The organism is Pseudomonas sp. R15(2017), assembly GCF_002112685.1.
In the GTDB taxonomy this organism is placed as follows: Bacteria; Pseudomonadota; Gammaproteobacteria; order Pseudomonadales; family Pseudomonadaceae; genus Aquipseudomonas; species Aquipseudomonas glycinae.
The window spans coordinates 173,534-197,351 of record NZ_NEII01000013.1; the positions used below are offsets into that span (position 1 = coordinate 173,534).

At 61.4% G+C, this 23,818-nt stretch carries 24 protein-coding genes; 8 read left to right on the forward strand and 16 right to left on the reverse strand.

Annotated elements, in window-relative coordinates:
* Positions 1–64: 64 nt before the first annotated feature.
* The 8 genes from CAF77_RS24580 to CAF77_RS24615 all read right to left on the reverse strand — a co-directional run bounded on the left by CAF77_RS24580 (position 65) and on the right by CAF77_RS24615 (position 10,382).
* A complete protein-coding gene (locus CAF77_RS24580) occupies positions 65–1,636 on the reverse strand; it encodes a flagellar hook-associated protein 3 (RefSeq protein WP_064378599.1) in 1,572 nt (523 codons plus the stop codon).
* A gap of 13 nt (positions 1,637–1,649) precedes the next feature.
* Positions 1,650–3,695, reverse strand: coding sequence for a flagellar hook-associated protein FlgK (gene flgK / locus CAF77_RS24585; protein ID WP_064378598.1), 2,046 nt, complete (start codon positions 3,693–3,695; stop codon positions 1,650–1,652).
* Between the two features lie 21 nt (positions 3,696–3,716).
* A complete protein-coding gene (gene flgJ, locus CAF77_RS24590) occupies positions 3,717–5,009 on the reverse strand; it encodes a flagellar assembly peptidoglycan hydrolase FlgJ (RefSeq protein ID WP_085655443.1) in 1,293 nt (430 codons plus the stop codon).
* An 11-nt stretch (positions 5,010–5,020) separates the two neighbouring features.
* Positions 5,021–6,109: a flagellar basal body P-ring protein FlgI gene (locus tag CAF77_RS24595; protein ID WP_039765528.1), complete on the reverse strand. Its 1,089-nt coding sequence runs from the start codon at positions 6,107–6,109 to the stop codon at positions 5,021–5,023.
* A 27-nt stretch (positions 6,110–6,136) separates the two neighbouring features.
* Positions 6,137–6,832: a flagellar basal body L-ring protein FlgH gene (gene flgH / locus CAF77_RS24600; protein ID WP_011333018.1), complete on the reverse strand. Its 696-nt coding sequence runs from the start codon at positions 6,830–6,832 to the stop codon at positions 6,137–6,139.
* A gap of 53 nt (positions 6,833–6,885) precedes the next feature.
* The gene (gene flgG / locus CAF77_RS24605) at positions 6,886–7,671 is read right to left on the reverse strand and encodes a flagellar basal-body rod protein FlgG (RefSeq protein WP_011333017.1); all 786 of its coding nucleotides are present in this window, start codon (positions 7,669–7,671) and stop codon (positions 6,886–6,888) included.
* A gap of 45 nt (positions 7,672–7,716) precedes the next feature.
* Positions 7,717–8,457: a flagellar basal body rod protein FlgF gene (locus CAF77_RS24610; RefSeq protein WP_007958343.1), complete on the reverse strand. Its 741-nt coding sequence runs from the start codon at positions 8,455–8,457 to the stop codon at positions 7,717–7,719.
* Positions 8,458–8,816: 359 nt separating this feature from the next.
* On the reverse strand, positions 8,817–10,382 hold the full coding sequence (locus tag CAF77_RS24615) for a sigma-54-dependent phenylalanine hydroxylase transcriptional regulator PhhR (RefSeq protein WP_039765517.1): 1,566 nt from the start codon (positions 10,380–10,382) through the stop codon (positions 8,817–8,819).
* Positions 10,383–10,662: 280 nt separating this feature from the next.
* Here CAF77_RS24615 and phhA point away from each other — a divergent pair, with 280 nt between their 5' ends.
* The 6 genes from phhA to CAF77_RS24640 all read left to right on the forward strand — a co-directional run bounded on the left by phhA (position 10,663) and on the right by CAF77_RS24640 (position 15,108).
* The gene (gene phhA / locus CAF77_RS24620; RefSeq protein WP_039765515.1) at positions 10,663–11,454 is read left to right on the forward strand and encodes a phenylalanine 4-monooxygenase; all 792 of its coding nucleotides are present in this window, start codon (positions 10,663–10,665) and stop codon (positions 11,452–11,454) included.
* Positions 11,455–11,571: 117 nt separating this feature from the next.
* Positions 11,572–11,928: a 4a-hydroxytetrahydrobiopterin dehydratase gene (locus tag CAF77_RS24625; RefSeq protein WP_003222798.1), complete on the forward strand. Its 357-nt coding sequence runs from the start codon at positions 11,572–11,574 to the stop codon at positions 11,926–11,928.
* Positions 11,928–13,121 (forward strand): amino acid aminotransferase, encoded by a 1,194-nt coding sequence (locus tag CAF77_RS24630; RefSeq protein ID WP_064378596.1) that lies wholly within the window; start codon positions 11,928–11,930, stop codon positions 13,119–13,121. Before CAF77_RS24625 ends, CAF77_RS24630 begins: the two co-directional genes overlap by 1 nt.
* Positions 13,122–13,440: 319 nt before the next feature.
* Complete coding sequence (locus CAF77_RS29605; protein ID WP_007958347.1) at positions 13,441–13,572, forward strand: hypothetical protein; 132 nt, start codon at positions 13,441–13,443, stop codon at positions 13,570–13,572.
* 73 nt (positions 13,573–13,645) lie between these two features.
* On the forward strand, positions 13,646–13,825 hold the full coding sequence (locus CAF77_RS24635) for a hypothetical protein (protein WP_007958348.1): 180 nt from the start codon (positions 13,646–13,648) through the stop codon (positions 13,823–13,825).
* Positions 13,826–13,920: 95 nt separating this feature from the next.
* Positions 13,921–15,108 (forward strand): MFS transporter, encoded by a 1,188-nt coding sequence (locus CAF77_RS24640; protein ID WP_170928991.1) that lies wholly within the window; start codon positions 13,921–13,923, stop codon positions 15,106–15,108.
* Here the strand turns inward: CAF77_RS24640 and arfB are convergent.
* From arfB to CAF77_RS24680, 8 genes are all read right to left on the reverse strand, one after another.
* On the reverse strand, positions 15,105–15,518 hold the full coding sequence (arfB, locus tag CAF77_RS24645; protein ID WP_011333010.1) for an alternative ribosome rescue aminoacyl-tRNA hydrolase ArfB: 414 nt from the start codon (positions 15,516–15,518) through the stop codon (positions 15,105–15,107). The genes CAF77_RS24640 and arfB overlap by 4 nt on opposite strands.
* A 90-nt stretch (positions 15,519–15,608) precedes the next feature.
* Positions 15,609–17,027, reverse strand: coding sequence for an amino acid permease (locus CAF77_RS24650; protein WP_064378594.1), 1,419 nt, complete (start codon positions 17,025–17,027; stop codon positions 15,609–15,611).
* 849 nt (positions 17,028–17,876) lie between these two features.
* Positions 17,877–19,094 (reverse strand): 23S rRNA pseudouridine(2605) synthase RluB, encoded by a 1,218-nt coding sequence (gene rluB, locus CAF77_RS24655; protein WP_064378593.1) that lies wholly within the window; start codon positions 19,092–19,094, stop codon positions 17,877–17,879.
* A 153-nt stretch (positions 19,095–19,247) separates the two neighbouring features.
* Entirely contained in the window at positions 19,248–19,439 is a 192-nt protein-coding gene (locus tag CAF77_RS24660) for a DUF1289 domain-containing protein (RefSeq protein WP_007958358.1), read from the reverse strand.
* A gap of 2 nt (positions 19,440–19,441) precedes the next feature.
* Entirely contained in the window at positions 19,442–20,455 is a 1,014-nt protein-coding gene (gene scpB / locus CAF77_RS24665) for an SMC-Scp complex subunit ScpB (RefSeq protein ID WP_064378592.1), read from the reverse strand.
* Positions 20,456–20,466: 11 nt separating this feature from the next.
* Positions 20,467–21,165 carry a ScpA family protein gene (locus CAF77_RS24670; protein ID WP_170844946.1) on the reverse strand — a complete coding sequence of 233 codons (699 nt, stop codon included), beginning with the start codon at positions 21,163–21,165 and terminating at the stop codon, positions 20,467–20,469.
* A 120-nt stretch (positions 21,166–21,285) separates the two neighbouring features.
* Positions 21,286–21,915, reverse strand: coding sequence for an L-threonylcarbamoyladenylate synthase (locus CAF77_RS24675; protein WP_139831628.1), 630 nt, complete (start codon positions 21,913–21,915; stop codon positions 21,286–21,288).
* Positions 21,916–21,928: 13 nt separating this feature from the next.
* Entirely contained in the window at positions 21,929–22,792 is an 864-nt protein-coding gene (locus tag CAF77_RS24680) for a PHP domain-containing protein (RefSeq protein ID WP_064378590.1), read from the reverse strand.
* 87 nt (positions 22,793–22,879) lie between these two features.
* Between CAF77_RS24680 and CAF77_RS24685 the strand changes: the two genes are divergently transcribed.
* Positions 22,880–23,476, forward strand: a complete 597-nt coding sequence (locus CAF77_RS24685; protein ID WP_011333003.1) for a septation protein A — start codon at positions 22,880–22,882, stop codon at positions 23,474–23,476.
* A 1-nt stretch (position 23,477) separates the two neighbouring features.
* Entirely contained in the window at positions 23,478–23,777 is a 300-nt protein-coding gene (locus CAF77_RS24690; RefSeq protein ID WP_064378589.1) for a YciI family protein, read from the forward strand.
* The last annotated feature ends 41 nt before the right edge of the window (positions 23,778–23,818 follow it).

A 23,818-nucleotide genomic window follows, 5' to 3' on the forward strand; every position in this document is an offset into this window, starting at 1 on the left:
GCAGAAAAAGACAAATGATACAGAGCGATCGGAGCAGGCGGGCGCTTGCGCGCCCGCCCAGGCTTCAGATCTTGTTGAACAGGCCCAACTGAGAGATTTTGCTGAACGCCAGCTGCGATGCCTGCAGCATGGTTTGCTGCAAGGTCAGGCGGGTCATCACTTCGGCCGGATCCGAATCACGGATCGTGCCCTGGGTGGTGGCGTTTGCCAGTTGCAGGCTCTGGTTGGTGGTGCTCTGGTCATCCAGCGACTGCCCGCGGGCGCCGATGGACGTTACCGCACTGCCGATCTGGTTGGCGGCACTGTCGATGTTGCCCAGTGCCGACTCCATTGCCCCCTGGAATTTCTGCTTGGCGACCGGATCACCGTCGATCGGTGTATTCAGCGCCGCGACCATCTGGCCCAGGGTGTCGAGCACGTTCTGGGTCTGGTGGTTGTTGGACTGGATCGAAAACTGATCACCGGCGGCTGGCGTGCCGCCAAGAGCGAAGGTCACGCCTGCTGCCGTGGCGTTGCCGCCGGCCACGGTACCCGACGAGATCGGCTTGCTGTCGGCAGTGACAGGGGCCGCGTACAGGTCGAACGCAGTGGCGCTGGTGAACTTCAGGACTGCGCCGCCGCCCGACGGGAAGGCCGCGTCGTAGGCTGCCTGGTTGGTCACGCTGGAACCGGTGATGACCGCAGTCGACGGGTTGCCTGGGCTGCGTGCGGTGGTGAACGAGTCCGGCGTGGCCGACAGCTGGAAACTGTGACCGGCAATGACGGCATCCGGGTTGGTGTCACCGGCCTTGAGGTTGATGTTCAACTTCAAGTCGACGCCACGGAAGCTGACCGTCTGGTTGGCGCCGTTGCTGTTGCTGATCAGACCGTTCTGGCTGGCTTCGGCCGTCACATCGTTGCCCAAGGCATCGGTGATCTTCAACTGAGTGCTGCTGATGAAGTCCACGGTGTATGGCTGGCCGGCCGCGAACTTGGAGTTATAGGTCGCGGCGTTGCCAACGATACCGTTGGTCAGCACAACGCGACCGTCATCAACGGCCGGAGCCGTCATATTGGTCTGGGTGCGCGCAGTATTGATGGTCTGCTGGAAAGCATCCCAACCGGTAGTGTTGGTGGCCACCGACAAACCGTCGCCAATGCCCAGGTTGATCTGGGTCTGGTCACCGTTGTAGGTGTAGGTGCCATCGGCATTCTGCGAGTACGGCGCGGTATCGGTCTTCGAGCCGGAGAACAGGTAGTTGCCGTTGGCGTCCTTGGAGTTCATCAAGCCCAGCACTTGTTGCTGGATCTGGCCCAGTTCGGCGGCGTAAGCCTGGCGGTCCTTATCGGTGGCGATGCCGTTGTTGGCTGCCAGCCCGATCTCCTTGGCGCGCTGCAAGGCGTCGGTGATGGCCGTCAGCGTGGACTCCTGAACCGTCAGCGAACTCTTGGTGGTGTCGATGTTGCCTTTGTACTGATCGAGCATCGCGGCCTGCTGACCCAGACGGAGCAAACGACCCGCCCCGATCGGATCGTCGGCGGCGGTGTTGATGCGCTGCAGGCTGCTGGCTTCGTTGGCGGTCGCGACCGTCTTGCTGTAGTTGCGCTGATATTGGGCAGCTTGTGTCGCGTAATACTGGGCGGTGGAAATGCGCATGAATTACGGCTCCTTAAAGGCTGTTGATCAGCGTGGCGAAGGTTTCCTGCGCAGCTTTGATGATCTGCGAAGACGCTGTGTAGTACTGCTGATACTTGACCAGGTTGCCGGTCTCTTCATCCAGGTTGACCTGGGACAGCGAGTCCCGCGCACCCTGGGCCTGATCCAGGATCACCGAGGTGGCTGCGCTGTCGGACTTGCTCTGGGCGGCCTGGGTACCGACGTTGGTCACCAGTTTGTTGTAGGCGTCGGTCAGGCTGATGCCTTTGCTGGCGGTGCCGGTGTCCACGGTCTGCTTGGTTTGCAGGCCGACCAGTGCCTGGGCGTTGCGGTTGTCCGAAGAAGCCGCACCGGTCAGGTTGATGGTGAAGGTTTCGCCGGACTTCGGCGTCGCGCCCACGGTGGTCTGCACGGTGAAGGTCTTTTGCACGTTCGGGATGACGGTAGTGTCCATCACCGGAGCACCGGTGGAGTCGACCATGCCGATCTTCAGGTTCAGGGTGTTGGCCTGCCCCGGCACAATGGTCCCGGTGCCGATGGTGTTGCCCTTGGCGTCGACCATATTGTACGACTGGCTGCCACTGGCGACTGCACCGAACACCAGCTTGACCGGAGTCGAATACTTGAGCGCGTTCTGCAGCTCCGCCTGGGACGCCGGATTGTAGATGTCGACGACGTCAGTCAGCGTCGGCTGGGTGTAGGTGCCCGCGTTGTTGGCACTGGCCACGCCGGTCAACGGTCCGGCTGCGGCGATTTTCTTCGGGTCGGTAAGCACGGTCTGAATGCTGGACGCCGCGTTGCGGGTCGGGGTGACCTTGAACGTATCGCCAGCGCTCAGCGCACCACCGTTAAGGGCCAGGGTAAAGCCGTCGATCACCGGTGGCGGCGTGGTCGTGGTACTGAACGAACCCATGTCGGTGCCGTCGGAGCGCTTGACCGTGTAGTTGGTCGCGCTGGTGAAGGTGACCTGGTAGTCGCTGGTGGTCAGCTTGCCGGTGTCCTTGATGGTGACATCAAGGTTGCCCGAACCTGCGCTGTTGCCGGACTGGGCAATACTGCGCTGACTGATCAGGGCGGCACTGTTGATGTTGTTGAAAATCGCTGCGCCGAAGTCACCGTTCTTGTCGATGCCCTGGGCTTGCTGGCGGTTGATCTGGTCGGCAACGACCAGTGCCACGCGGCCCAGCTCGTTGAGTGCCGGATCAAGCACTTCCTTGCGATAAGTCAGCAGGCCGCCGATTTCACCACCGGTCATCGCCGAGGTGATGTCGATGGTGCTCGAACCACGATCCATCTGGATGCCCATGCGCGATGGGTCATCCTTGAGCGGCACGGTGCTCAGGGTATTGGTGGTATTGCCGATGACCAACGGCTGGCCGCTGCCGATGTAGATGTCGAAGCTGGTGCCACGCTCAACGACTTGCGCGCCGGTCAGCTCGGAGAGCTGACGCACGGCTTCGTTACGGCTGTCGAGCAGATCGTTGGGCTGGCCGCCGCTGGTGGAGATCTCGCCGATCTTCTGGTTCAGCGTGGCAATCGAGGTTGCCAGCTTGTTCACCTGGGACGCCATGTCGGACAGGTTGCCGTTAAGCGTGGCGTTCTGATCGTTCATCTGCTTGGCCAGCGCATTGAAGCGACTGGTCAGGGCCTGGGCGCCGGTCAGCACCGACTGACGGGAAGTGTCGTCGGTGGCCGAGGTCGACACGCCTTGCATCGAGGTGAAGAATTTCTGCAGCACACCGGTGAGGCCAGTGTTGGTGTCGGACAGCGAGCCGTCCAGCGCGGTCGCCTGCGCACCGAAGGCGGCGGATTCGCTGTTGAGCGATGTGGCGGTACGCAGCTGCGATTCAAGGTAGGAGTTGTACACCCGACGCACGTCGGCCAGGGTCGTACCGGTACCGATGAACACGTTACCGTACTGAATCGAGGACTTGGTGCCCTGCACGGTTTGCTGACGTGAATAACCGGCGGTGTCGACGTTGGCAATGTTGTTACCTGTCACAGCCAGAGAGGACGAACTCGCGGCCAACCCCGACATCCCGATATTGAGCAAACTCATGATTCAAACCTTACCTTGTGTTTATAAGGGCGTTGTTGAAACGCCGGCCGCAGCGTAGTTCTGATTGACCGTCATCTGCCTGGCAATCTGCGAAATCTTCGTCGCGTAGTTCGGGTCGGTTGCATAACCGGCCTTTTGCAATTCGCGTACAAACTGTTCTGGGTTATCGGCCGACTTCAACACTTCTTGATAGCGATTATTGCTCTGCAACAACGTCACCAGATCGTGGAAGCTGTCCTTGTACGAGGCATAGGAACGGAACTCGGCCGTCTCCTTGACCATCTGCCCGTTGCGGAATTCGCTGGTGATCGCCCGGGCCGAATCGCCCTTCCAGTTGCTGCTGGCCTTGATGCCGAACAGGTTGTGACTGCTGCTGCCGTCCTGGGCGCGCATGACCGACTTGCCCCAGCCGGTTTCCAGCGCAGCCTGAGCCACCAGATAACGCGGATCGACGCCGATGCGAGCTGCGGCTTCCTGCGCCATCGGCAGCATGGTGTTGACGAATTGGTCGGCGCTGCTGAATGCACGCTTGGCTGGCGCCAGCGGGATCTGCGCCATGGCGCGACCGTAAATCTGCATCTGCCCGCCGGAAGCCTTGTCCGCCTCGGCGCGGGCCAGCCAGTCGCCGTTGTACAGCGGGCCGGCGCCGGTGGCAGCGACGGTCGTGGCGCGTTGCGGCAATTGAGTGGCCGCTGCCGGCGTGGCCGACGGCACAAGACCTGCGAGCAAGCGATTCGCCAGTTTCGGCGGCAACGCCAGACGACGCTGGTTGATCATTTCCATGTCATTGCGATGGGTCAGTTCAGTGTTCGGCGCATGCACCGAACGCGATGCCCACAGCGGACGCTCGCCATTGAGTCGCGACAACGGACCATTGGCAGCCACGGTGCCAGCGGCAATCGGCGTGGCCACGGCAGCGGCCTTGGCCCTGGCTTCTTCCTGCTTGGCGGCGGACGCGGCCGCAGCCTCGCCCGGCGCCATCGGTTTGTTCTTCGACATCTGCTTGATCAGCACGTCGGCCAGGCCAATACCACCGCCCTCGCGGGACATGGAGACCGCCAGTTGCTGGTCGTACATTTCCTGATACTGCTTGGCGGCCGGCGTATTGAGCGGGTTGTCCTGCCCCAGCGCTTCAGTGGCCGAACGCATCGACTTGAGCATTTCACCGAGGAACAGCGATTCGAATTCCTGCGCGACCTTGCGCATGTTCGCATCGCTGTTCTTGTCGCCGACCTTCAGCTGATTCAAGCGATTGAGGTCGGAGTACGAACCCGAATCGCTGCTGCTGACCAGACCGCTTTTGCGCATATCCATGATCGGCGTCCTCAGATCACGATCAGGTCGGCTTGCAACGCACCGGCCTGCTTCAGGGCTTCGAGGATGGCCATCAGGTCACCCGGCGCGGCGCCGACCTGGTTCACCGCACGGACGATCTCGTCGAGGGTGGTGCCCGGGCCGAACTTGAACATCGGCTTGGCTTCCTGCTCGGCATTCACACGCGAACGCGGCACCACGGCGGTCTGGCCATTGGACAGCGGGCCCGGCTGGCTGACGATCGGGTCTTCGGTGATGGTCACGGTCAGGCTGCCGTGGGTCACGGCGGCCGGCGATACCTTCACGTTCTGGCCGATGACGATGGTGCCGGTACGCGAGTTGATGATGACTTTCGCCACGGCCTGACCCGGATCGACTTCGAGGTTCTCCAGGATCGACAGGTAGTCGACACGCTGGCTCGGATCGAGCGGCGCGGTCACGCGGATCGAACCGCCGTCGATGGCCTGGGCCACGCCAGGGCCGAGCATGTCGTTGATCTTGTCGACGATGCGCTTGGCGGTAGTGAAGTCGGAACGGTTGAGGTTCAGCGTCAGGCTGTTGCCCTGGTTGAAACCACTCGGCACCGAACGCTCGACCGACGCACCGCCCGGGATGCGACCGGCCGACGGAACGTTGACGGTGATCTTCGAACCGTCACGACCTTCGGCGTCGAAACCACCCACCACCAGGTTGCCCTGAGCGATGGCGTAAACGTTGCCGTCGATACCCTTGAGCGGGGTCAGCAACAGAGTGCCGCCGCGCAGGCTCTTGGAGTTACCGATGGACGACACGGTGATGTCGACCTGCTGACCCGGCTTGGCGAACGCCGGCAGATCGGCACTCACCGATACTGCCGCGACGTTTTTCAGCTGCACGTTGCCCGATCCCGGCGGCACCTTGATGCCGAACTGCGAGAGCATGTTGTTGAAGGTCTGCAGGGTGAACGGGGTCTGCGTGGTCTGGTCGCCGGTACCGTTAAGACCGACCACCAGGCCATAGCCGATCAACTGGTTGGAACGCACGCCAGAGATGCTGGCGATGTCCTTCAACCGTTCGGCTTGTGCATTGAAGGCCGCCGACAACAGGAACGCGGCCACCATGAGACTTCTGAAATTCAACGTAGCCACCTAGAAAGGGAACAGCGGGCTGAGGAAGAAACGGTCGAACCAGCCTGGCTGACTCGCATCGGCGAACGAACCGGTGCCCGAGTAGGTGATGCGCGCATCGGCGACCCGGGTCGAGGACACGGTGTTGTCGGTGGCGATGTCATCGGCCCGCACGAGGCCGGCGATCCGCACCAGCTCGTCGCCGGTGTTGAGGGTCATCCACTTCTCGCCACGCACGGCGATGATGCCGTTGGGCAGCACGTCGGCGACGGTTACGGTGATCGAGCCGGTCAGGGTGTTGCCCTGCGCGGCCTTGCTGTCACCTTTGGTCGCGCGGTCACCGCTGTAACCGACATCCAGGCTCAGGTCGTTACCGCCCAACGGGTTGTTGGTGGTGGCGCTACCGCCGAACAGCGACGTCAGGCCGATGCCGGTCTTGCTGTTCTTGGCCACCTGCGAGTTGGCGTTCTTGCTGGCCTGGGTCCTCTCGTTCAGGGTGATGGTGATGATGTCACCGACCCGGAACGCCTTGCGGTCGCTGTACAGGTTCTGCTCGAAACCGGCCTGATAGATCGAGCCGTTGTTGGCGGCCGACGGCAACGGTGTGCGCGGCAACACCGGGGCGTAGTAAGGATCATTGGGCTTGGGCGTCGGAGCGACGCAGCCCGCGAGCGAGACGACCCCGCTCAATGCCACAACAGATACAAAGCGTTTCATGACCCTTACCTCACGGTGTTGCAGGCGACCTCATGGCCGCCTCATAGACTTGATTACAGATTCTGCGTTACGAACGAGAGCATCTGGTCGGCGGTGGAGATCACCTTGGAGTTCATCTCGTACGCGCGCTGGGTGGTGATCATGTTGACCATCTCTTCCACGGTGCTGACGTTGGAGGTTTCCAGGGTGTTCTGCAGCGTGGTGCCGAAACCGTTCAGGCCCGGAGTACCGACTTGCGGCGCACCGGAAGCGGCGGTTTCCAGGAACAGGTTGTTGCCCACCGCTTGCAGACCGGCCGGGTTGATGAAGTCAGCGGTTTGCAGGTTGCCGATCACCTGAGCGGCAGGGTTGCCGGCGACGGTGATCGACACGGTGCCGTCACGACCGACCGTGAAGGTCTGGGCGTTGTTCGGGATGACGATGGCCGGTTCCAGGGCGAAACCGCTGGCGTTGACGATCTGGCCGTTGGAGTCGAGGTGGAAAGTACCGTCACGGGTGTAGGACGTGGTGCCGTCCGGTTGCAGGATCTGGAAGAAACCGCGACCGTCGATGGCCATGTCCAGCGGCTGCTCGGTGGTTTGCAGGCTGCCGGCGGTGAAGTTTTTCTGGGTGCCGACGATGCGCACACCGGTACCCACTTGCAGACCCGACGGCAGTTCGCTGTCCTGGGTCGACTGGGCGCCTGGCTGACGCTTGATCTGGTACAGCAGGTCCTGGAACTCGGCGCGGTCACGTTTGAAACCCGTGGTCGACACGTTCGCCAGGTTGTTGGAAATGGTGGTCAGGTTGGTGTCCTGGGCGGACAGACCGGTTTTGGCAACCCATAGAGCCGGAAGCATTCGATTCTCCTCGTGCGCCTGTTTTACGGCGCGACGTTCTGATAATTAGCTGATCTGCAAGACCCGAGCCATGGCCTGGTCGTCGTCTTTGGCGGTGTTCATCATCTTGACGTGCAGTTCGAACTGCTTGGCCAGAGCCAGCACCGACGTCATTTCTTCCACGGCGTTGACGTTGCTCGACTCCAGGAAACCCGACACCAGTTTGACGTTGGCATCGGCCGGCGCAGGCTGGCCGTCCTTGGTATAAATCGAACCGTCCAGGCCCTTGTTCATGTTCTTGATGTCCGGGTTGACCAGCTTGATCCGGTCGACTTCGGCCATGACGCGCGGGCCTTCGCCCATCGCCCGAATGCTGATGGTGCCGTCTTCGCCGACTTCCACCTGCTGCTCCGGCGGCACCGCGATCGGCCCGCCATTGCCCATGACCGGCATGCCATTGCCGGCACGCAATACGCCAAGTGCGTCGATATTCAGGCTGCCGGTGCGCACGTAGCTTTCGCCGCCGTTGGGGTTCTGCACGGCGATCCAGCCGTTGCCGGACACAGCCACGTCGAGGTCACGACCGGTCTGCACCAGCGAGCCCGGCGTGAAGTCAGTGGCGGGCCGTTCGCTCATGGCAAACGCACGCGCCGGAAAGCTGTCACCGAACACCGGCATCGAACGCGCCTGCTCCAGGTCGCGCTGAAAACCATTGGTGGAGATGTTCGCCAGGTTGTTGGCATGAGCCTTTTGCGCCAGTGCGTTCTGGCTGGCGCCGGTCATTGCCACATAAAGGTACTTGTCCACACTCTTTCCTCTGCATGCCGGACGTTTGCCGCCCACCGCTGTACTGCTGAGCCATAAGCAATTTGCAGACCAACTTTTTTCTGACGGCCGAGGACCCGGTAAACAAAGGACTTGAGGGATTAGGCGGGGATGAGGGCAATGTATCGAAGACGAAAAACCGGCGGTGTCATGCCGCTTGGCGGCAAATACCTGATCCTGATTGCTGATCGCGGATCGTTCCCACGTCGAGGCGTCGAACCGTCCGCGTGGGAACGCAGCCCGGGACGCTCCGCGTCCCAAAGCGGACGCAGAGCGTCCATTGAGGCATTCCCACGCAGAGCGTGGGAACGATCAGCGTGGGGGGATCAGTGTGTGGCTGATTAGGCGCTGCCTGACTCCTTGCCGACTTCATACTCACGCAGCTTGTTGGCAATCGTAGTGTGCGAAACCCCGAGCCGCTTACCCAGTTGCCGACTGCTCGGATGCTCGGAATACAAGCGCTCCAGCACAGCTTTCTCGAAGCGCCCGACAATCTCGTCCAGCCCGCCCTCGAGGGAGAAATCGCCAAGCGGCTGACGCACGCCGTAATCCGGCAGGCGAATGTGCTCGGCCTTGACTGTGCCGCCGTCGCACAGCGAAACCGCCTGGAACAACACGTTCTCCAGCTGCCGCACGTTGCCCGGCCAATGGTAGTGACTGAGCCGATCCATCGCCGCCGGCGCCAGTTTCGGCAGCGGGCAGCCGATCTGCCGGCTGGCCTGATCAAGGAAGTGCTCCACCAGCGGCGTCAAACCGTCGAGACATTCACGCAGTGGCGGGATGTGCAGCGACAGCACGTTCAAGCGGTGATACAGATCCTGGCGAAACTCGCCGCGCGCGCACAGCTCCGACAGGTCGACCTGGGTTGCGCAGATCACCCGCACATCCAGGTAAACCTCTTCATCACTTCCCACACGACGGAAGCAGCCGTCCTGCAGGAAACGCAGCAATTTCACCTGCAAGCGCGGGCTCATTTCGCCGACGCCGTCGAGAAACAACGTACCGCCTGCCGTCAGCTCCAGCAGCCCGAGCTTGCCTTCGGCACGCGCACCTTCAAAGGCACCGGGACCGTAGCCAAACAGTTCGGTCTCGGCCATCGACTCCGGCAGCCCGGCGCAGTTGAGCGCCATCAACGGCGACTGGCCGCGCGGGCTCGCCAGGTGACAGGCCCGCGCCAGCAATTCCTTGCCGGTGCCGGTTTCGCCTTCAATCAACAACGGCGCATCCAGCGGTGCCATGCGTCGCGCTTCGCGCACCACCGCCGCCATCACTTTCGAGCTCTGGAAGATGCTGTCGAAGCCACGCAGTTCCTGCTTGCGCACGTTATAGATGCGCTCGCCGACGCGGTCCGCCCGGTGCAGGGTCAGCACGGCACCGGCCATGGCCTCGCTGTCGTCGTGCTCCGATTGCAACGGCGCAATGTCGGCCAGAAAGATGTCGCCCTTGACCTTGACCCGCATGCCGTTGATTCGCGATTTGTTGGCGCGCACCAGTTCCGGCAGATCGAAATCTTCGGCGTAACGCGACAGAGGAATCCCCGGCACCTCATCCACCCGCACCCCGAGCAACTGCGCCGCCGCCCGGTTGGCCGCCACGATGGAGCCGCCCATGTCGATCGACAGCACCGGAAATTCCAGCGCGCCGAGCAGTGCATTCAATTCCATGTGCCGCCGCTCGCTGGGCATCAGCCCTACCCGCTTGACGCCGAACACCCCGGCAATCGCCTCGAACTTGGGTCGCAGCGCCTGGAACTGAATGTTGATCAGGTTCGGGCAATGCAGATAGATCGCGTTGCCATGCTCACCGCCCACCTCGCCACGGGCGACGTTGATCCCGTACTCCACCAGCAGATTGAGAATGTCGCGCAGGATGCCGATGCGATTCTGGCAGTGGACTTTGATACGCATATAAAGGCCCGAAACAGGTGAGGCGGCGGTCTGACGCCGGAATTTTCTGCGCAGCGCGCAAGATAGTCGTCAAGATTATGTGACAGCCATCGGCGTTTTCAAACCCGACAGTCACCGAAAACACGACTTATCGCACGAAGCGTAACGAAAATTTTACGAATTAAAGAGACTTTTCCTACTCGGCCGGTCTTCAACCTGCTGCAACAACGAACGTTCCGGGGTATTTCTCAGTCCATCGCAGGACATAACAAGAACGAAATTCCCCTCGCAGGAGAGCAGTATGAAGCAGACGCAATACGTGGCCCGCGAGCCCGATGCGCAAGGTTTTATCGACTACCCCGCCGAAGAACACGCGGTGTGGAACACGCTGATCACCCGCCAGATGAAAGTGATCGAGGGGCGTGCGTGCCAGGAATACCTGGACGGTATCGAAAAACTCGGTCTGCCCCACGACCGCATTCCGCAATTGGGCGAGATCAACAAGGTGCTCGGCGAGACCACCGGTTGGCAGGTTGCCCGCGTTCCCGCGCTGATCCCTTTCCAGACCTTTTTCGAATTGCTCGCCAGCAAGCAGTTTCCGGTGGCCACGTTCATTCGCACCCGTGAAGAACTGGACTACCTGCAAGAGCCGGACATTTTCCACGAGATCTTTGGCCACTGTCCGCTGCTGACCAACCCGTGGTTCGCCGAATTCACCCATACCTACGGCAAACTCGGCCTGCAGGCCACCAAGGAAGAACGCGTTTATCTGGCGCGGCTGTACTGGATGACCATCGAGTTCGGCCTGGTCGACACCCCGCAAGGCAAACGCATCTACGGCGGCGGCATCCTGTCTTCGCCGAAAGAAACTGTTTATTCGCTGTCGGACGAGCCCGAGCATCAGGCCTTCGATCCGCTGGAAGCCATGCGCACGCCGTACCGCATCGACATCCTGCAACCGCTGTACTTTGTTCTGCCGAATCTCAAGCGCCTGTTCGACCTGGCCCACGAAGACATCATGGCCATGGTCAAGCAAGGCATGCAGCTGGGTCTGCACGCACCGAAGTTTCCGCCAAAACCAAAAGCTGCGTGAACCGTGGCTTTTACTTACAAGTGAGTCTGTCAGTCGTCGCGGCTTTGGTTTAGCGTGACGACATTGACGACCGTAACAGCTCTTATAAAAAAGACATCCGATCTCAGGAATCAAACCATGTCCACTTTGAACCAAGCCCATTGCGAAGCGTGCCGTGCCGATGCCCCACAAGTCAGCGATGAAGAACTGCCGATCCTGATCAAGCAGATCCCTGACTGGAACATCGAAGTCCGCGACAGCATCATGCAGCTGGAAAAAGTCTTCCTGTTCAAGAATTTCAAGCACGCGCTGGCCTTCACCAACGCCGTCGGCGAGATCTCCGAGGCCGAAGGTCACCACCCGGGCCTGCTGACCGAGTGGGGCAAAGTCACCGTGACCTGGTGGAGCCACTCGATCAAAGGCCTGCACCGCAACGACTTCATCATGGCCGCGCGCACTGACGAAGTGGCCAAGACCGCAGAAGGACGCAAGTAATGCACTTCGACGCCATCGGCCGGGTGCCCGGCGACCCGATCCTCGGCCTGATGGAGGCCTACGCGCAGGACTCCAACCCGCGCAAGTTCGACCTCGGCGTGGGCGTCTACAAGGACTCCCAGGGCCTGACGCCGATCCCCGAAGCGGTGAAAATCGCCGAGGCGCGACTGGTCGAGAGCCAGGACACCAAGACCTACATCGGTGGCCACGGCAATCCGCTGTTCGGCAAAGTCATCAATGAGCTGGTGCTTGGCGCCGACTCGAAGCTGATCGCCGAGCAACGCGCCGGCGCCACCCAGACCCCGGGCGGCACGGGCGCCCTGCGTCTGGCAGCAGATTTCATCGCCCAATGCCTGCCGGGCAAAGGCGTCTGGCTGAGCAACCCGACCTGGCCGATCCACGAAACGATTTTCGCGGCCGCCGGGGTCAAGATCAGCCATTACCCGTACGTCGGCAGCGACAACCGCCTCGATGTCGATGCCATGCTTGCCGTGCTCAACGAAGTGCCGAAAGGCGATGTGGTGCTGCTGCACGCGTGCTGCCACAACCCGACCGGGTTCGACCTGAGCCACGACGACTGGCAGCGAGTGCTGGAGGTGGTACGCCGCCGTGACCTGCTGCCGCTGATCGACTTTGCCTACCAGGGCTTTGGCGACGGACTGGAGCAGGATGCATGGTCGACCCGGCTGTTTGCGGCCGAGTTGCCCGAGCTGCTGATCACCAGCTCCTGCTCGAAGAATTTCGGCCTGTACCGCGACCGCACCGGTGCGTTGATCGTCAGCGCGAAAACTGCTGACAAGCTCATCGACATCCGCAGCCAGTTGGCGCACATTGCCCGCAACCTTTGGTCGACGCCACCGGATCACGGCGCGGCCGTGGTCGCCACGATCCTCGCCGACCCGGAGCTGAAACGCCGCTGGGCCGACGAAGTGGAAGCCATGCGTCTGCGCATCGCCCAGTTGCGCAGCGGTCTGGTGGAAGCGCTGGAGCCGCACGGTCTGCGCGAGCGTTTTGCACACATCGGCGTGCAACGCGGGATGTTCTCCTACACCGGGCTGTCGCCGGAACAGGTGAAAAACCTGCGCGAGCATCACAGCGTGTACATGGTCAGCTCGGGCCGGGCCAACGTTGCCGGGATTGATGCAACGCGTCTCGACCTGCTGGCCGAAGCGATCGCCAACGTCTGCAAATAACTCCCCCTGGTCTTGATCGTTCCCACGCTCCGCGTGGGAATGCAGCCCGGGACGCTCTGCGTCCCTGCCGAAGCGGACGCAGAGCGTCCATTGAGGCATTCCCACGCGGAGCGTGGGAACGATCAGGCGCACTCATCACGAGCAGGCTCGCTCCCACATTTGCCCTGCGTCACCCTGTCGCACTTGTCTAGACAATCCCGCCTGTCGAAACAAATGGATTTAAAAATCTGTTTGTCACTTTTCCTGCTGTATCCTTCGCAAGCTTTCTGAAAGCGCGGATCTACCAGATCTATCAACAGACTTAGCGAGGAGCGCAACCATGCACGAGATTCCGAATCTCCCCTTCCCAAGCCTGCACGAAACTGAGCAGACGACCACGCAACAAGCCGGTGCCCAACAGCCCGAGCCGAAAGAAGCCGCCGAGAGCCGTCCGGCCGACAGCGAAGAGTAAGCAACACCCGCCGTACAGACCGTGTGGAAAGCGCTAACATGCGCTTTCCACACTGCCTGAAACCTGAGCTGCCATGTCCAAAGAATTCGATGAACAACAGGCCGAGATCCTGATCGGTGCCACCGAGAAGATGATCGAGATCTGGAGCCGTCTCTCGCCCGAGAAACAGGCTGCCCTGCTCGCCCGTTTCGGCAGCGAAGAAAACGCGTTGGCCGCACTGGTCACCACGCAATTGGTCGCCCCGGCCAAATAGTTTTACTTTTCCCCGCCCCAGACGCGTCCGCATCGGTATCATGAGCAGCCTATCTATTCTGCTCTTCCCGTGGATCGTTATTCATGTCGTCCTCTATGCCAGAACCCCAGCGCCCCCTGGCGGTCACGCTGCAAGTCGTTTCCATCGTCCTGTTCACCTTCATCGGTTATCTGAATATCGGCATTCCGCTGGCGGTGCTGCCGGGCTACGTGCACAGCGACCTGGGCTTCGGCGCGGTCATCGCCGGGCTGGTGATCAGCGTGCAATACCTCGCTACCCTGCTCAGCCGTCCGTATGCCGGCAAGATCATCGACAACCAGGGCAGCAAACGTGCCGTGATGATCGGTCTGGCCGGCTGTGGTTTGAGCGGTGTGTTCATGCTGATTTCGGCGTGGACGCCCCACCTGCCGCTGCTGAGCCTGATCAGCCTGTTCGTCGGCCGTCTGGTGCTGGGCAGCGCGGAAAGTCTGGTCGGCTCAGGCTCGATCGGTTGGGGCATCGGCCGGGTCGGTGCAGCCAACACCGCCAAAGTCATCTCGTGGAACGGCATCGCCAGTTACGGCGCGCTGGCCGTCGGTGCGCCGCTCGGGGTATGGCTGGTCAGCCGTTTCGGTCTGTGGAGCATGGGCGTAAGCATTCTGCTGCTCGCCAGCCTGGGATTGCTGCTGGCCTGGCCGAAAACCGCCGCGCCGATTGTGGCTGGCGAGCGTCTGCCGTTCATGCACGTTCTCGGGCGCGTCTTCCCGCATGGCTGCGGACTGGCGCTGGGCTCGATCGGTTTCGGCACTATCGCCACCTTCATCACCCTGTATTACGCCACGCAGCACTGGGATAACGCGGTGCTGTGCCTGAGCCTGTTCGGCGCCAGCTTCATCGGTGCGCGACTGCTGTTCGGCAACCTGATCAACCGCCTCGGCGGCTTTCGTGTGGCGATTGCCTGCCTGTCGGTGGAAACCTTGGGCCTGCTGTTGCTGTGGCTGGCGCCGGACGCGCACTGGGCACTGGCCGGCGCGGCATTGAGCGGTTTCGGTTTCTCGCTGGTGTTCCCGGCGCTCGGCGTGGAAGCCGTGAACCTGGTGCCGGCCTCGAGCCGTGGTGCGGCGGTCGGGGCTTATTCGTTGTTCATCGACTTGTCGCTGGGTATCACCGGGCCGCTGGCAGGGGCGATTGCAGCAGGCTTCGGTTTTGCCTCGATCTTCCTGTTCGCCGCCCTCGCCGCGCTGAGCGGTCTGGCATTGAGCGTCTATCTGTACCGCCACACGGCGAAATACCGCGAAGACTAGAAATCCACCTTGCCCCGCCCGGCCTTGATGCTGCCGCGCTTGGTCTTCGATTCGAGTCGACGCTTCTTTGAGCCCAGCGTCGGCTTGGTCGGCCGCCGCTTCTTCTCGACCTTGGTGGCGCTGAGGATCAACTCGGTCAGACGCTCCAGTGCATCGGCGCGGTTCTGTTCCTGCGTGCGGTACTGCTGGGCCTTGATGATCAGCACGCCGTCGCCGGTGATGCGACTGTCGCGCAGCGCCAGCAGCCGCTCCTTGTAGAACTCGGGCAAGGACGAGGCCGGAATGTCGAAGCGCAGGTGCACGGCACTGGAGACCTTGTTGACGTTCTGCCCACCGGCGCCCTGGGCGCGGATGTACGTCAGTTCGATCTCGGCATCCGGCAGATGCACGTTGTTTGAAATCACCAGCATGGAAAAGCGTCCCTGATCAGAACCTGCAGGATACCGCGAAAGTACAAAAAACCCGGCACTTGGCCGGGTTTGTTGTTTTTGCAACGACGCTTACTTGGCTGCGCTCGCTGCGTGCAGTGCCTGTTGCGCACCACGCTTGTTCTTGATCACGTAGCAGACCCACATGAACACCACCCACACCGGAATCGCGTACACCGAGATCTGGATGCCCGGGATCAGCAGCATCACGCCAAGGATGAACAGAACGAACGCCAGGCAGATGTAGTTGCCGTACGGGTACCACAGCGCCTTGAACAGCGGCTTCTGGTGGGTCTTGTTCATGTGTTGGCGGAACTTGAAGTGCGAGAAGCTGATCATCGCCCAGTTGATCACCAGCGTTGCAACCACCAGAGACATCAGCAGTTCCAGCGCATGTTGCGGGATCAGGTAGTTGAGCAGCACGGCCACCAGAGTCACCGCCGCCGACGCCAGGATCGAACGCACCGGCACGCCGCGCTTGTCGATCTTGGCCAGCGCTTTCGGCGCATCGCCCTGCTCGGCCATGCCCAGCAGCATGCGGCTGTTGCAGTAGGTGCCGCTGTTGTACACCGACAATGCCGCGGTCAGGACCACGAAGTTGAGGATGTGCGCGGCGGTGTTGCTGCCGAGCATTGAGAACACCTGCACGAACGGGCTGCCGCTGTAGGAATCGCCTGAAGCGTTGAGGGTTTCCAGCAGGCTGTCCCACGGAGTCAGCGACAACAGGATCACCAGTGCGCCGATGTAGAAAATCAGGATCCGGTAGATCACCTGGTTGATCGCTTTCGGGATCACGGTTTTCGGCTTGTCGGCTTCGGCTGCGGTGAAACCGAGCATTTCCAGGCCGCCGAAGGAGAACATGATGATCGCCATGGCCATCACCAGACCGCTGACGCCGTTCGGGAAGAAGCCACCGTGGGACCACAGGTTGCTGACCGAAGCCTGCGGGCCGCCATGGCCGCTGACCAGCAGGTAGCTGCCCAGGGCGATCATGCCGACGATCGCCACGACCTTGATGATCGCGAACCAGAATTCGGCTTCACCGAAGACTTTGACGTTGGCCAGGTTGATCGCATTGATCAGCACGAAGAACGCGGCGGCAGTGACCCAGCTCGGGATTTCCGGCGCCCAGTAGTGGATGTATTTGCCGACCGCGGTCAGCTCCGACATGCCCACCAGGATGTACAGGATCCAGCAGTTCCAGCCCGACAGGAAACCGGCGAAGCCGCCCCAGTATTTGTGCGCAAAGTGGCTGAAGGAACCGGCCACCGGCTCTTCGACGATCATTTCGCCGAGCTGGCGCATGATCATGAAGGCGATGAAGCCGCAGATCGCATAGCCGAGGATCATCGACGGGCCGGCGGATTTCAGCACCCCGGCCGAGCCGAGGAACAATCCGGTACCGATCGCGCCACCGAGGGCGATCAGTTGAATATGGCGATTTTTCAGGCCGCGTTTCAGCTCGCCTGATTGCGAGTTTTGTCCACTCATGAAAAAGGTCTCACGCAAGGTTTGATGATGTTCAGTAGACGTTGCTGCAAGGTGGCGATTTCAGCCAACCTTGATCAAACCCCAGCGCAGGCACCAGGAATTCAGCTTTTTTACAACGGTCATGCGTCACCTGTTTGTTTTTATCTGTGACGAAATCGAACCCGACACGCTTGTGACGCGGCGGAGTGAACAAGGCGGATAAACCTTGAGGTTTGCGCGATTACGCAGAGGGTCACAGTTAAAACGCGGCGCATTGTACACCGCTAACCCCCTGCTGCCAGACCTCGCCGGATCAGCGTGTCGGTTGCCGGGATTGCATGTGTCCACCCCGGGAGGCCCGGGCGGCTGCAAAATTTGAGTCAGGCCTTTGCAGGCCATCGGCGTGGACGATGGAAGATTCGCCCCACGTGGAGAAGTGAAAATGGATAACGGCGTTCATTGCGCCTCCTTCTTGTTATGCACCTGCACGACAGGCATGGGGCGCATCTCACCCTCCAAACGACACTGAAACAAGCGCGCCAGAGCGCTACGCAAGGCCCGGAGGGACTGGCTCCGGCAGATTTTCCTTACAGTCTGATAAAGACACCCGATTTACGGGTTTGCGACGGCCTTTTCGTAAATATTCACTGACAGTGCGTAACGTAAAGTTTCCACTCCAGACCCATCGAAGCCCGGAGCAGCGATTGACGTTAGCTGACTAACTATTTGAAAGGCGTTAAGTTTTTTGTTTTAAAACAAGAAAAACACGCCTGAAAAAAAGAAATAAAAAGTCCAAAAAAAAAACGCCAACCCTAAGGTTGGCGTTTCTGTTTTCAGCTTGAAGCTTGCCGCTCGAAGCTTACAACTGCTTTATTCCGGCTTCTTGCGACCGAAACCCGGACGCTGGCCGGAACCGGCCGGTGCGCCACGGCGCTTGCCCGACGGCTTGTCATCATCAGCCAGCTTGATGCCCGGACGCTTCGGCGCCGGTTTGGCCGGACGCTTGGTGTCGACTGGGCGATCCGCCACCGGCGTACCGCGACCTTCGCCACGCTCGGCACGACCATTGGCCGGACGCGGACTACGCGGGCCACGCTCGCCATCCGGGCGCGCTGCCGGCTTGCGACCTGGACGCTCGCCTTCGATCTGCGGCTCGCGGACCGGACGCGGACCGGCGCCAATCGGTGCACCGTTGGCCGGACGCAGGGTGCGCACGCGCTCGGTACGCGCCATCGGACGCGACGACTTGCGCTGCATGCGGTCGAGCTTGTCTTTGCTCTTGGCGTTCAGTTGCGGCATGGCCACCGGGGTCAGACCGACTTCGGCGCTCAGCACGTCGACTTCGTACTGGCTCATTTCGCGCCAGCGGCCCATCGGCAGGTCGGAATTGAGGAACACCGGACCGAAACGCACGCGCTTCAGGCGGCTGACCACCAGGCCCTGGGATTCCCACAGGCGACGTACTTCACGGTTACGGCCTTCCATCACCACGCAGTGATACCAGTGGTTGAAGCCTTCGCCGCCCGGTGCCTGTTGAATGTCGGTGAAGCGCGCCGGGCCGTCTTCCAGCACGACGCCGGCCTTCAGGCGCTCGATCATTTCGTCGTCGACTTCGCCACGCACACGCACCGCGTACTCACGGTCCATCTCGTAGGACGGGTGCATCAGGCGGTTGGCCAGTTCACCGTCGGTGGTGAACATCAGCAGACCGGTGGTGTTGATGTCGAGACGACCGATGTTGATCCAGCGGCCTTCCTTAGGACGCGGCAGCTTGTCGAACACGGTCGGACGGCCTTCCGGGTCGTCACGGGTGCAGATCTCGCCATCGGGCTTGTTGTACATGATCACGCGGCGAACCGACTCGGCGGCTTCTTCGCGCTTGATGACCTTGCCATCAATGGTGATGGCGTCGTGCATGTCGACACGCAGGCCCAAAGTGGCGTCTTTGCCATTGACCTTGATGCGGCCGGCAGCGATCCAGGATTCGACGTCACGGCGCGAGCCGACGCCGATACGGGCGAGGACTTTCTGCAGCTTTTCGCCTGCTGGGCCGATTTCCTGGTCGTCTTTCTGATTGATGTCACTCATCTGGGCACCTCCCGGTGTGGTCTGTTCAGCGGCGCTGAATGAGCCGCTGAAGCGTTGAAATCTGGGTTTTCGGACGAAGGGATCGCCGAAGGGTCGCGAATCATACGCGGATGTGGCCGCGCGCGCATCAGAGACTAGTCGATCAGGGCAAGGTTATTTCTTTTTCCGCCGACCGGTGGCGCCGAGCTTGATCAAACGCAGCGCGGCTTCGGCCAATACAGTGCGCTTGTCGTCCTTGTCGAGTTTCTTCCAGGCCCGGATCTCACGCTTGCTGCGGCCGCAGCCGAGGCAGATGTCGTCGCTGAACTTGCAGACGCTGATGCACGGGTCCTTGGTCGAGCTCATGCTCAATCCTCGAACTCGCGGCGTTCGGCTTCGATGGCTTCGGCCAGGGCGCGGGCCTCGGCTTCTTCTTCGCTCAATTCTTCCTCGGCGGCGGGTTCGGGTGCGGGCTGCTCAAGCCGGGCGACGGCGGCCAGCAGCTTTTCCCGGGCTTCGGCCACGCCGAGTACATCGTCTTCCTGCTCGGGCTCAAATTCAGGCTCAAACTCAGATTCAGGCTCGAATTCAGTTTCGAATTCACCCTCAACCGGCGGCTCGACAGGATCGGATTCAAACCCGGTCGGCATCGATTCGCCGCCCACCCCGTCACGCAGCAAGTCGTCGAAGTCGGTCTTGATCCCCTCCTCCATGCTGTCCAGTTCCAGCAGCAGAGTGTGAAAACTGGTTTCCTCCTTCGGTTCTTCCGGCTCGGCACTGGCATCGGCCAGCTCCTGCAAGCCCGGCGGCACCGGAGCGTCGTCGAAGTCGAGCACCGGTTCCGCCTCGATCTCGCGCAACTCGGCCAGCGGCGGCAAGTCGTCGAGATTCTTCAGGTTGAAGTGGTCGAGAAACGCCTTGGTGGTAGCGAACATCGCCGGTTTGCCCGGCACGTCGCGGTAACCGACGATACGGATCCACTCGCGTTCCATCAGCGTCTTGACGATGTTGGTGTTGACCGCCACGCCCCGCACGTCCTCGATTTCGCCCCGGGTGATCGGCTGGCGATAGGCGATCAGCGCCATGGTTTCCAGCAGCGCTCGGGAATAGCGCTGCGGACGCTCTTCCCACAAACGACCGACCCACGGCGCGAACTTTTCGCGAATTTGCAGACGATAGCCGGAAGCGACTTCCTTGAGCTCGAACGCCCGGCCCTCACAGGATTTGCCGAGCAGGGTCAGGGCTTTCTTGAAGACCGGCGGTTCCGGGCGCTCACCTTCTTCAAACAGTTCATACAGACGCTCGAGGGATTGCGGCTTTCCCGAGGCCAACAGAAAGGCTTCAAGCAGGGACGCCAGCTCGCGGGGTTCAGTCAGGTTCATATCGGGACTCGTTATTCGGCTCGGGCTCGCACGTGGATCGCGGCGAACGGCTCATTCTGCACCAGCTCGATCAGGGATTCCTTGACCAGTTCAAGGATCGCCATGAAGGTCACCACCACCCCGAGCTTGCCCTCCTCGGCGGTGAACAGCTCGACGAACGGCACAAACCCGCCGCCCTTGAGCCGTTCCAGCACATCGCTCATGCGCTCGCGGGTGGACAGCGCCTCGCGGCTGACCTGATGGCTTTCGAACATGTCGCCGCGGCGCAGCACCTCGGCCATGGACATCAGGATTTCCTCCAGCGCCACGTCCGGCAACAGCTTGCGCGCACGGGCTTCCGGGGCGTCGAGCTTGGGCACGATCACATCGCGACCGACCCGACTCAGGCCATCGATGCCTTCGGCGGCAGCCTTGAACCGTTCGTACTCCTGCAGACGGCGGATCAGTTCGGCGCGCGGGTCGTCCTCTTCGTCCTCGACGGTTTCGGCCCGGGGCAGCAGCATCCGCGACTTGATCTCGGCCAGCATCGCGGCCATCACCAGGTACTCGGCGGCCAGTTCCAGGCGCACCGACTGCATCAGCTCGACATAGCCCATGTACTGGCGGGTGATTTCCGCCACCGGGATGTCGAGGATGTTGATGTTCTGTTTGCGGATCAGGTACAGCAGCAGGTCGAGGGGGCCTTCGAAGGCTTCGAGGAAGACTTCCAATGCATCCGGCGGGATGTACAGGTCCAGCGGCATTTCCGTGACGGCCTGGCCATAGACCATGGCAAACGGCAGTTCCTGCTGGGCACCGGCCTGGGGATCAACGGTTTCCACTGCGGACATTCAGGCCTCGGCCATGAATGGAGCCGGGTCGCCGCAACCGACGCGGATCACTTCCGGATCATCGCCGGTCAGGTCGATCACGGTGGAGGCCTTGATGCCGCCGGAACCGCCGTCGATGATCAGATCCACCTGATGCTCGAGCAACTGGCGCATTTCGTATGGATCGCTCAACGGGTCTTCATCACCCGGCATGATCAGAGTCACGCTCATCAGCGGCTCGCCCAGTTCGGCCAGCAGCGCCAGCGCGATGGGATGGCTCGGCACCCGCAGACCGATGGTGCGTTTCTTCGGATGCAGCAGCAGGCGCGGCACTTCGCGGGTGGCGTTGAGAATGAAGGTGTACGGCCCCGGCAGGTGGGCTTTGAGGATTCGAAAGGTCCCGGTATCGATCTTGGCGTAGTTGCCCAGTTGCGAAAGATCGCTGCAGATCAGCGCGAAGTTGTGCTTTTCGTCGAGTTGACGCAGGCGACGAACGCGCTCGATGGCGCTCTTGTCACCGATCTGGCAACCGATTGCGTAGGAAGAGTCGGTGGGATAGACCACAACTCCGCCCTTGCGGATGATCTCGACGGCCTGTTTGATCAGGCGCGCTTGCGGGTTTTCCGGATGAATCTGGAAAAATTGACTCACATTCTCTACCTGTTCAGACGGCGGCAATAACTGGGTCATGTTTGAACCGACACCACAGGGGTGGAAGGTCCTCCGGCACCGGCCGGTACTGGCCGATCTCGGACCAGCCACCAGGGCCATGGAAATCACTGCCGGCGCTGACCAGCAGACCGAACTCACGGGCAAGGATTGCCAGGCTGCCCACCTGTTCCGCAGGCTGATGACCATTGACCACTTCGATCGCCTGCCCGCCCGCTTGAATATAGTCGGCAATCAGCTTTCGGCGCTTGCTGCGGGTGAAATCGTAGTGCCACGGATGCGCCAGGCTGACCCAGGCGCCGGCGGCGCGCAGCGTACCGACGGTGTCTTCAAGGGTCGGCCAGTGCAGCTTGACGTCCCCCAGCTTGCCGGCGCCGAGCCATTTGCGAAACGCCTCGGCGCGATCCTTTACAAAACCTTCACGCACCATCCAGTCGGCGAAATGCGGACGGGCCGGGGCGTTGCCGCTGTCGCCCAGTTCCTGCTGGATCTGCCGCGCGCCGTCGAGCGCATTCGGCATGCCCTTGAGGGCGAGCTTGCGGCTTATTTCCTCAGACCGCAGCCAACGGCCATCGTGCAACTTCGCAATCGCCTCGACCAACGGTGCGGCATTGACGTCGAAACCGTAGCCGAGCACGTGAATGGTCGCCCCGCCCCAGGTGCAGGACAATTCGACGCCGTTGACCAGTTGCATGCCCAGCGCCTCGGCGGCCGTACGCGCTTCGGCGAGGCCTTCGAGGGTGTCGTGATCGGTCAGGGCCAGGACTCGCACGCCGTTCTCGAACGCACGCGCAACCAGTGCCGCAGGCGCCAGGGCGCCATCGGAGGCCGTGCTGTGGCAGTGCAAATCAACATTCACGGGGATGTGTTACCTCAAATCAGCTGGCGCTATCGCGCGCCCATATGTTTGTTATTATGCCGCCACATCCAGCTTCTGGCTCTCACTGTGAAACAATTCATCGATTTCATCCCGCTTCTGCTGTTCTTCATCGTCTACAAACTCGATCCACGTACCGTCGACGTTGCCGGCCATGAACTGACGGTAGGCGGCATTTACAGTGCCACCGCCATGCTGATCATCAGCTCGCTGGTGGTGTACGGCGCGCTCTTCATCAAGCAGCGCAAGCTGGAGAAGAGCCAGTGGCTGACCCTGATTGCCTGCCTGGTGTTCGGCAGCCTGACACTGGCCTTTCACAGCGAAACCTTCCTGAAATGGAAAGCCCCGGTGGTCAACTGGCTGTTCGCCCTGGCCTTCATCGGCAGCCATTTCATCGGTGACCGCCTGCTGATCAAGCGCATCATGGGCCACGCACTGACCCTGCCGGATCCGGTCTGGACCCGACTGAACATCGCCTGGATCGCCTTTTTCCTGTTCTGCGGGGCCGCCAACCTGTTCGTTGCCTTTACCTTCCAGAGCATCTGGGTGGACTTCAAGGTATTCGGCAGCCTGGGCATGACCGTGCTGTTCCTGGTCGGTCAAGGCATCTACCTGTCCCGTCACCTGCACGACGCCGATACCACAACGCCAAAAACCGAGGACTGACATGCTCTACGCCATCATTGCCACCGACGTCGCCAACTCCCTGGACGCCCGCCTCGCTGCGCGCCCGGCACACCTTGAACGCCTGCAGGTGCTCAAGGGCGAAGGCCGCATCGTGCTGGCCGGCCCGCACCCGGCGGTCGACAGCAATGATCCGGGCGCAGCAGGTTTCAGCGGCAGCCTGATCGTTGCCGAATTCGACTCCCTGAGCGCTGCGCAAGCCTGGGCCGATGCCGATCCTTACATCGCCGCCGGCGTCTACGCCAACGTGATCGTCAAGCCGTTCAAGCAAGTCCTGCCGTAACCTCCCCCTCGTAAAAGCCCTCAGCGCGATGAACCTTGTCC

What these genes read in the sequence shown, in the direction of transcription:
- CAF77_RS24595 (WP_039765528.1), bottom strand. Translation starts at nt 6,109, where the DNA reads ATGGTGGCCGCGTTCCTGTTGTCGGCGGCCTTCAATGCACAAGCCGAA.
- CAF77_RS24615 (WP_039765517.1), bottom strand. Translation starts at nt 10,382, where the DNA reads ATGCGTATCAAAGTCCACTGCCAGAATCGCATCGGCATCCTGCGCGAC.
- CAF77_RS24580 (WP_064378599.1), bottom strand. Translation starts at nt 1,636, where the DNA reads ATGCGCATTTCCACCGCCCAGTATTACGCGACACAAGCTGCCCAATAT.
- phhA (WP_039765515.1), top strand. Translation starts at nt 10,663, where the DNA reads ATGAAGCAGACGCAATACGTGGCCCGCGAGCCCGATGCGCAAGGTTTT.
- CAF77_RS24640 (WP_170928991.1), top strand. Translation starts at nt 13,921, where the DNA reads ATGCCAGAACCCCAGCGCCCCCTGGCGGTCACGCTGCAAGTCGTTTCC.
- scpB (WP_064378592.1), bottom strand. Translation starts at nt 20,455, where the DNA reads ATGAACCTGACTGAACCCCGCGAGCTGGCGTCCCTGCTTGAAGCCTTT.
- CAF77_RS24690 (WP_064378589.1), top strand. Translation starts at nt 23,478, where the DNA reads ATGCTCTACGCCATCATTGCCACCGACGTCGCCAACTCCCTGGACGCC.
- CAF77_RS24625 (WP_003222798.1), top strand. Translation starts at nt 11,572, where the DNA reads ATGTCCACTTTGAACCAAGCCCATTGCGAAGCGTGCCGTGCCGATGCC.
- CAF77_RS24630 (WP_064378596.1), top strand. Translation starts at nt 11,928, where the DNA reads ATGCACTTCGACGCCATCGGCCGGGTGCCCGGCGACCCGATCCTCGGC.
- flgH (WP_011333018.1), bottom strand. Translation starts at nt 6,832, where the DNA reads ATGAAACGCTTTGTATCTGTTGTGGCATTGAGCGGGGTCGTCTCGCTC.
- CAF77_RS24650 (WP_064378594.1), bottom strand. Translation starts at nt 17,027, where the DNA reads ATGAGTGGACAAAACTCGCAATCAGGCGAGCTGAAACGCGGCCTGAAA.
- arfB (WP_011333010.1), bottom strand. Translation starts at nt 15,518, where the DNA reads ATGCTGGTGATTTCAAACAACGTGCATCTGCCGGATGCCGAGATCGAA.
- rluB (WP_064378593.1), bottom strand. Translation starts at nt 19,094, where the DNA reads ATGAGTGACATCAATCAGAAAGACGACCAGGAAATCGGCCCAGCAGGC.
- flgK (WP_064378598.1), bottom strand. Translation starts at nt 3,695, where the DNA reads ATGAGTTTGCTCAATATCGGGATGTCGGGGTTGGCCGCGAGTTCGTCC.
- CAF77_RS29605 (WP_007958347.1), top strand. Translation starts at nt 13,441, where the DNA reads ATGCACGAGATTCCGAATCTCCCCTTCCCAAGCCTGCACGAAACTGAG.
- flgJ (WP_085655443.1), bottom strand. Translation starts at nt 5,009, where the DNA reads ATGGATATGCGCAAAAGCGGTCTGGTCAGCAGCAGCGATTCGGGTTCG.
- CAF77_RS24660 (WP_007958358.1), bottom strand. Translation starts at nt 19,439, where the DNA reads ATGAGCTCGACCAAGGACCCGTGCATCAGCGTCTGCAAGTTCAGCGAC.
- CAF77_RS24635 (WP_007958348.1), top strand. Translation starts at nt 13,646, where the DNA reads ATGTCCAAAGAATTCGATGAACAACAGGCCGAGATCCTGATCGGTGCC.
- flgG (WP_011333017.1), bottom strand. Translation starts at nt 7,671, where the DNA reads ATGCTTCCGGCTCTATGGGTTGCCAAAACCGGTCTGTCCGCCCAGGAC.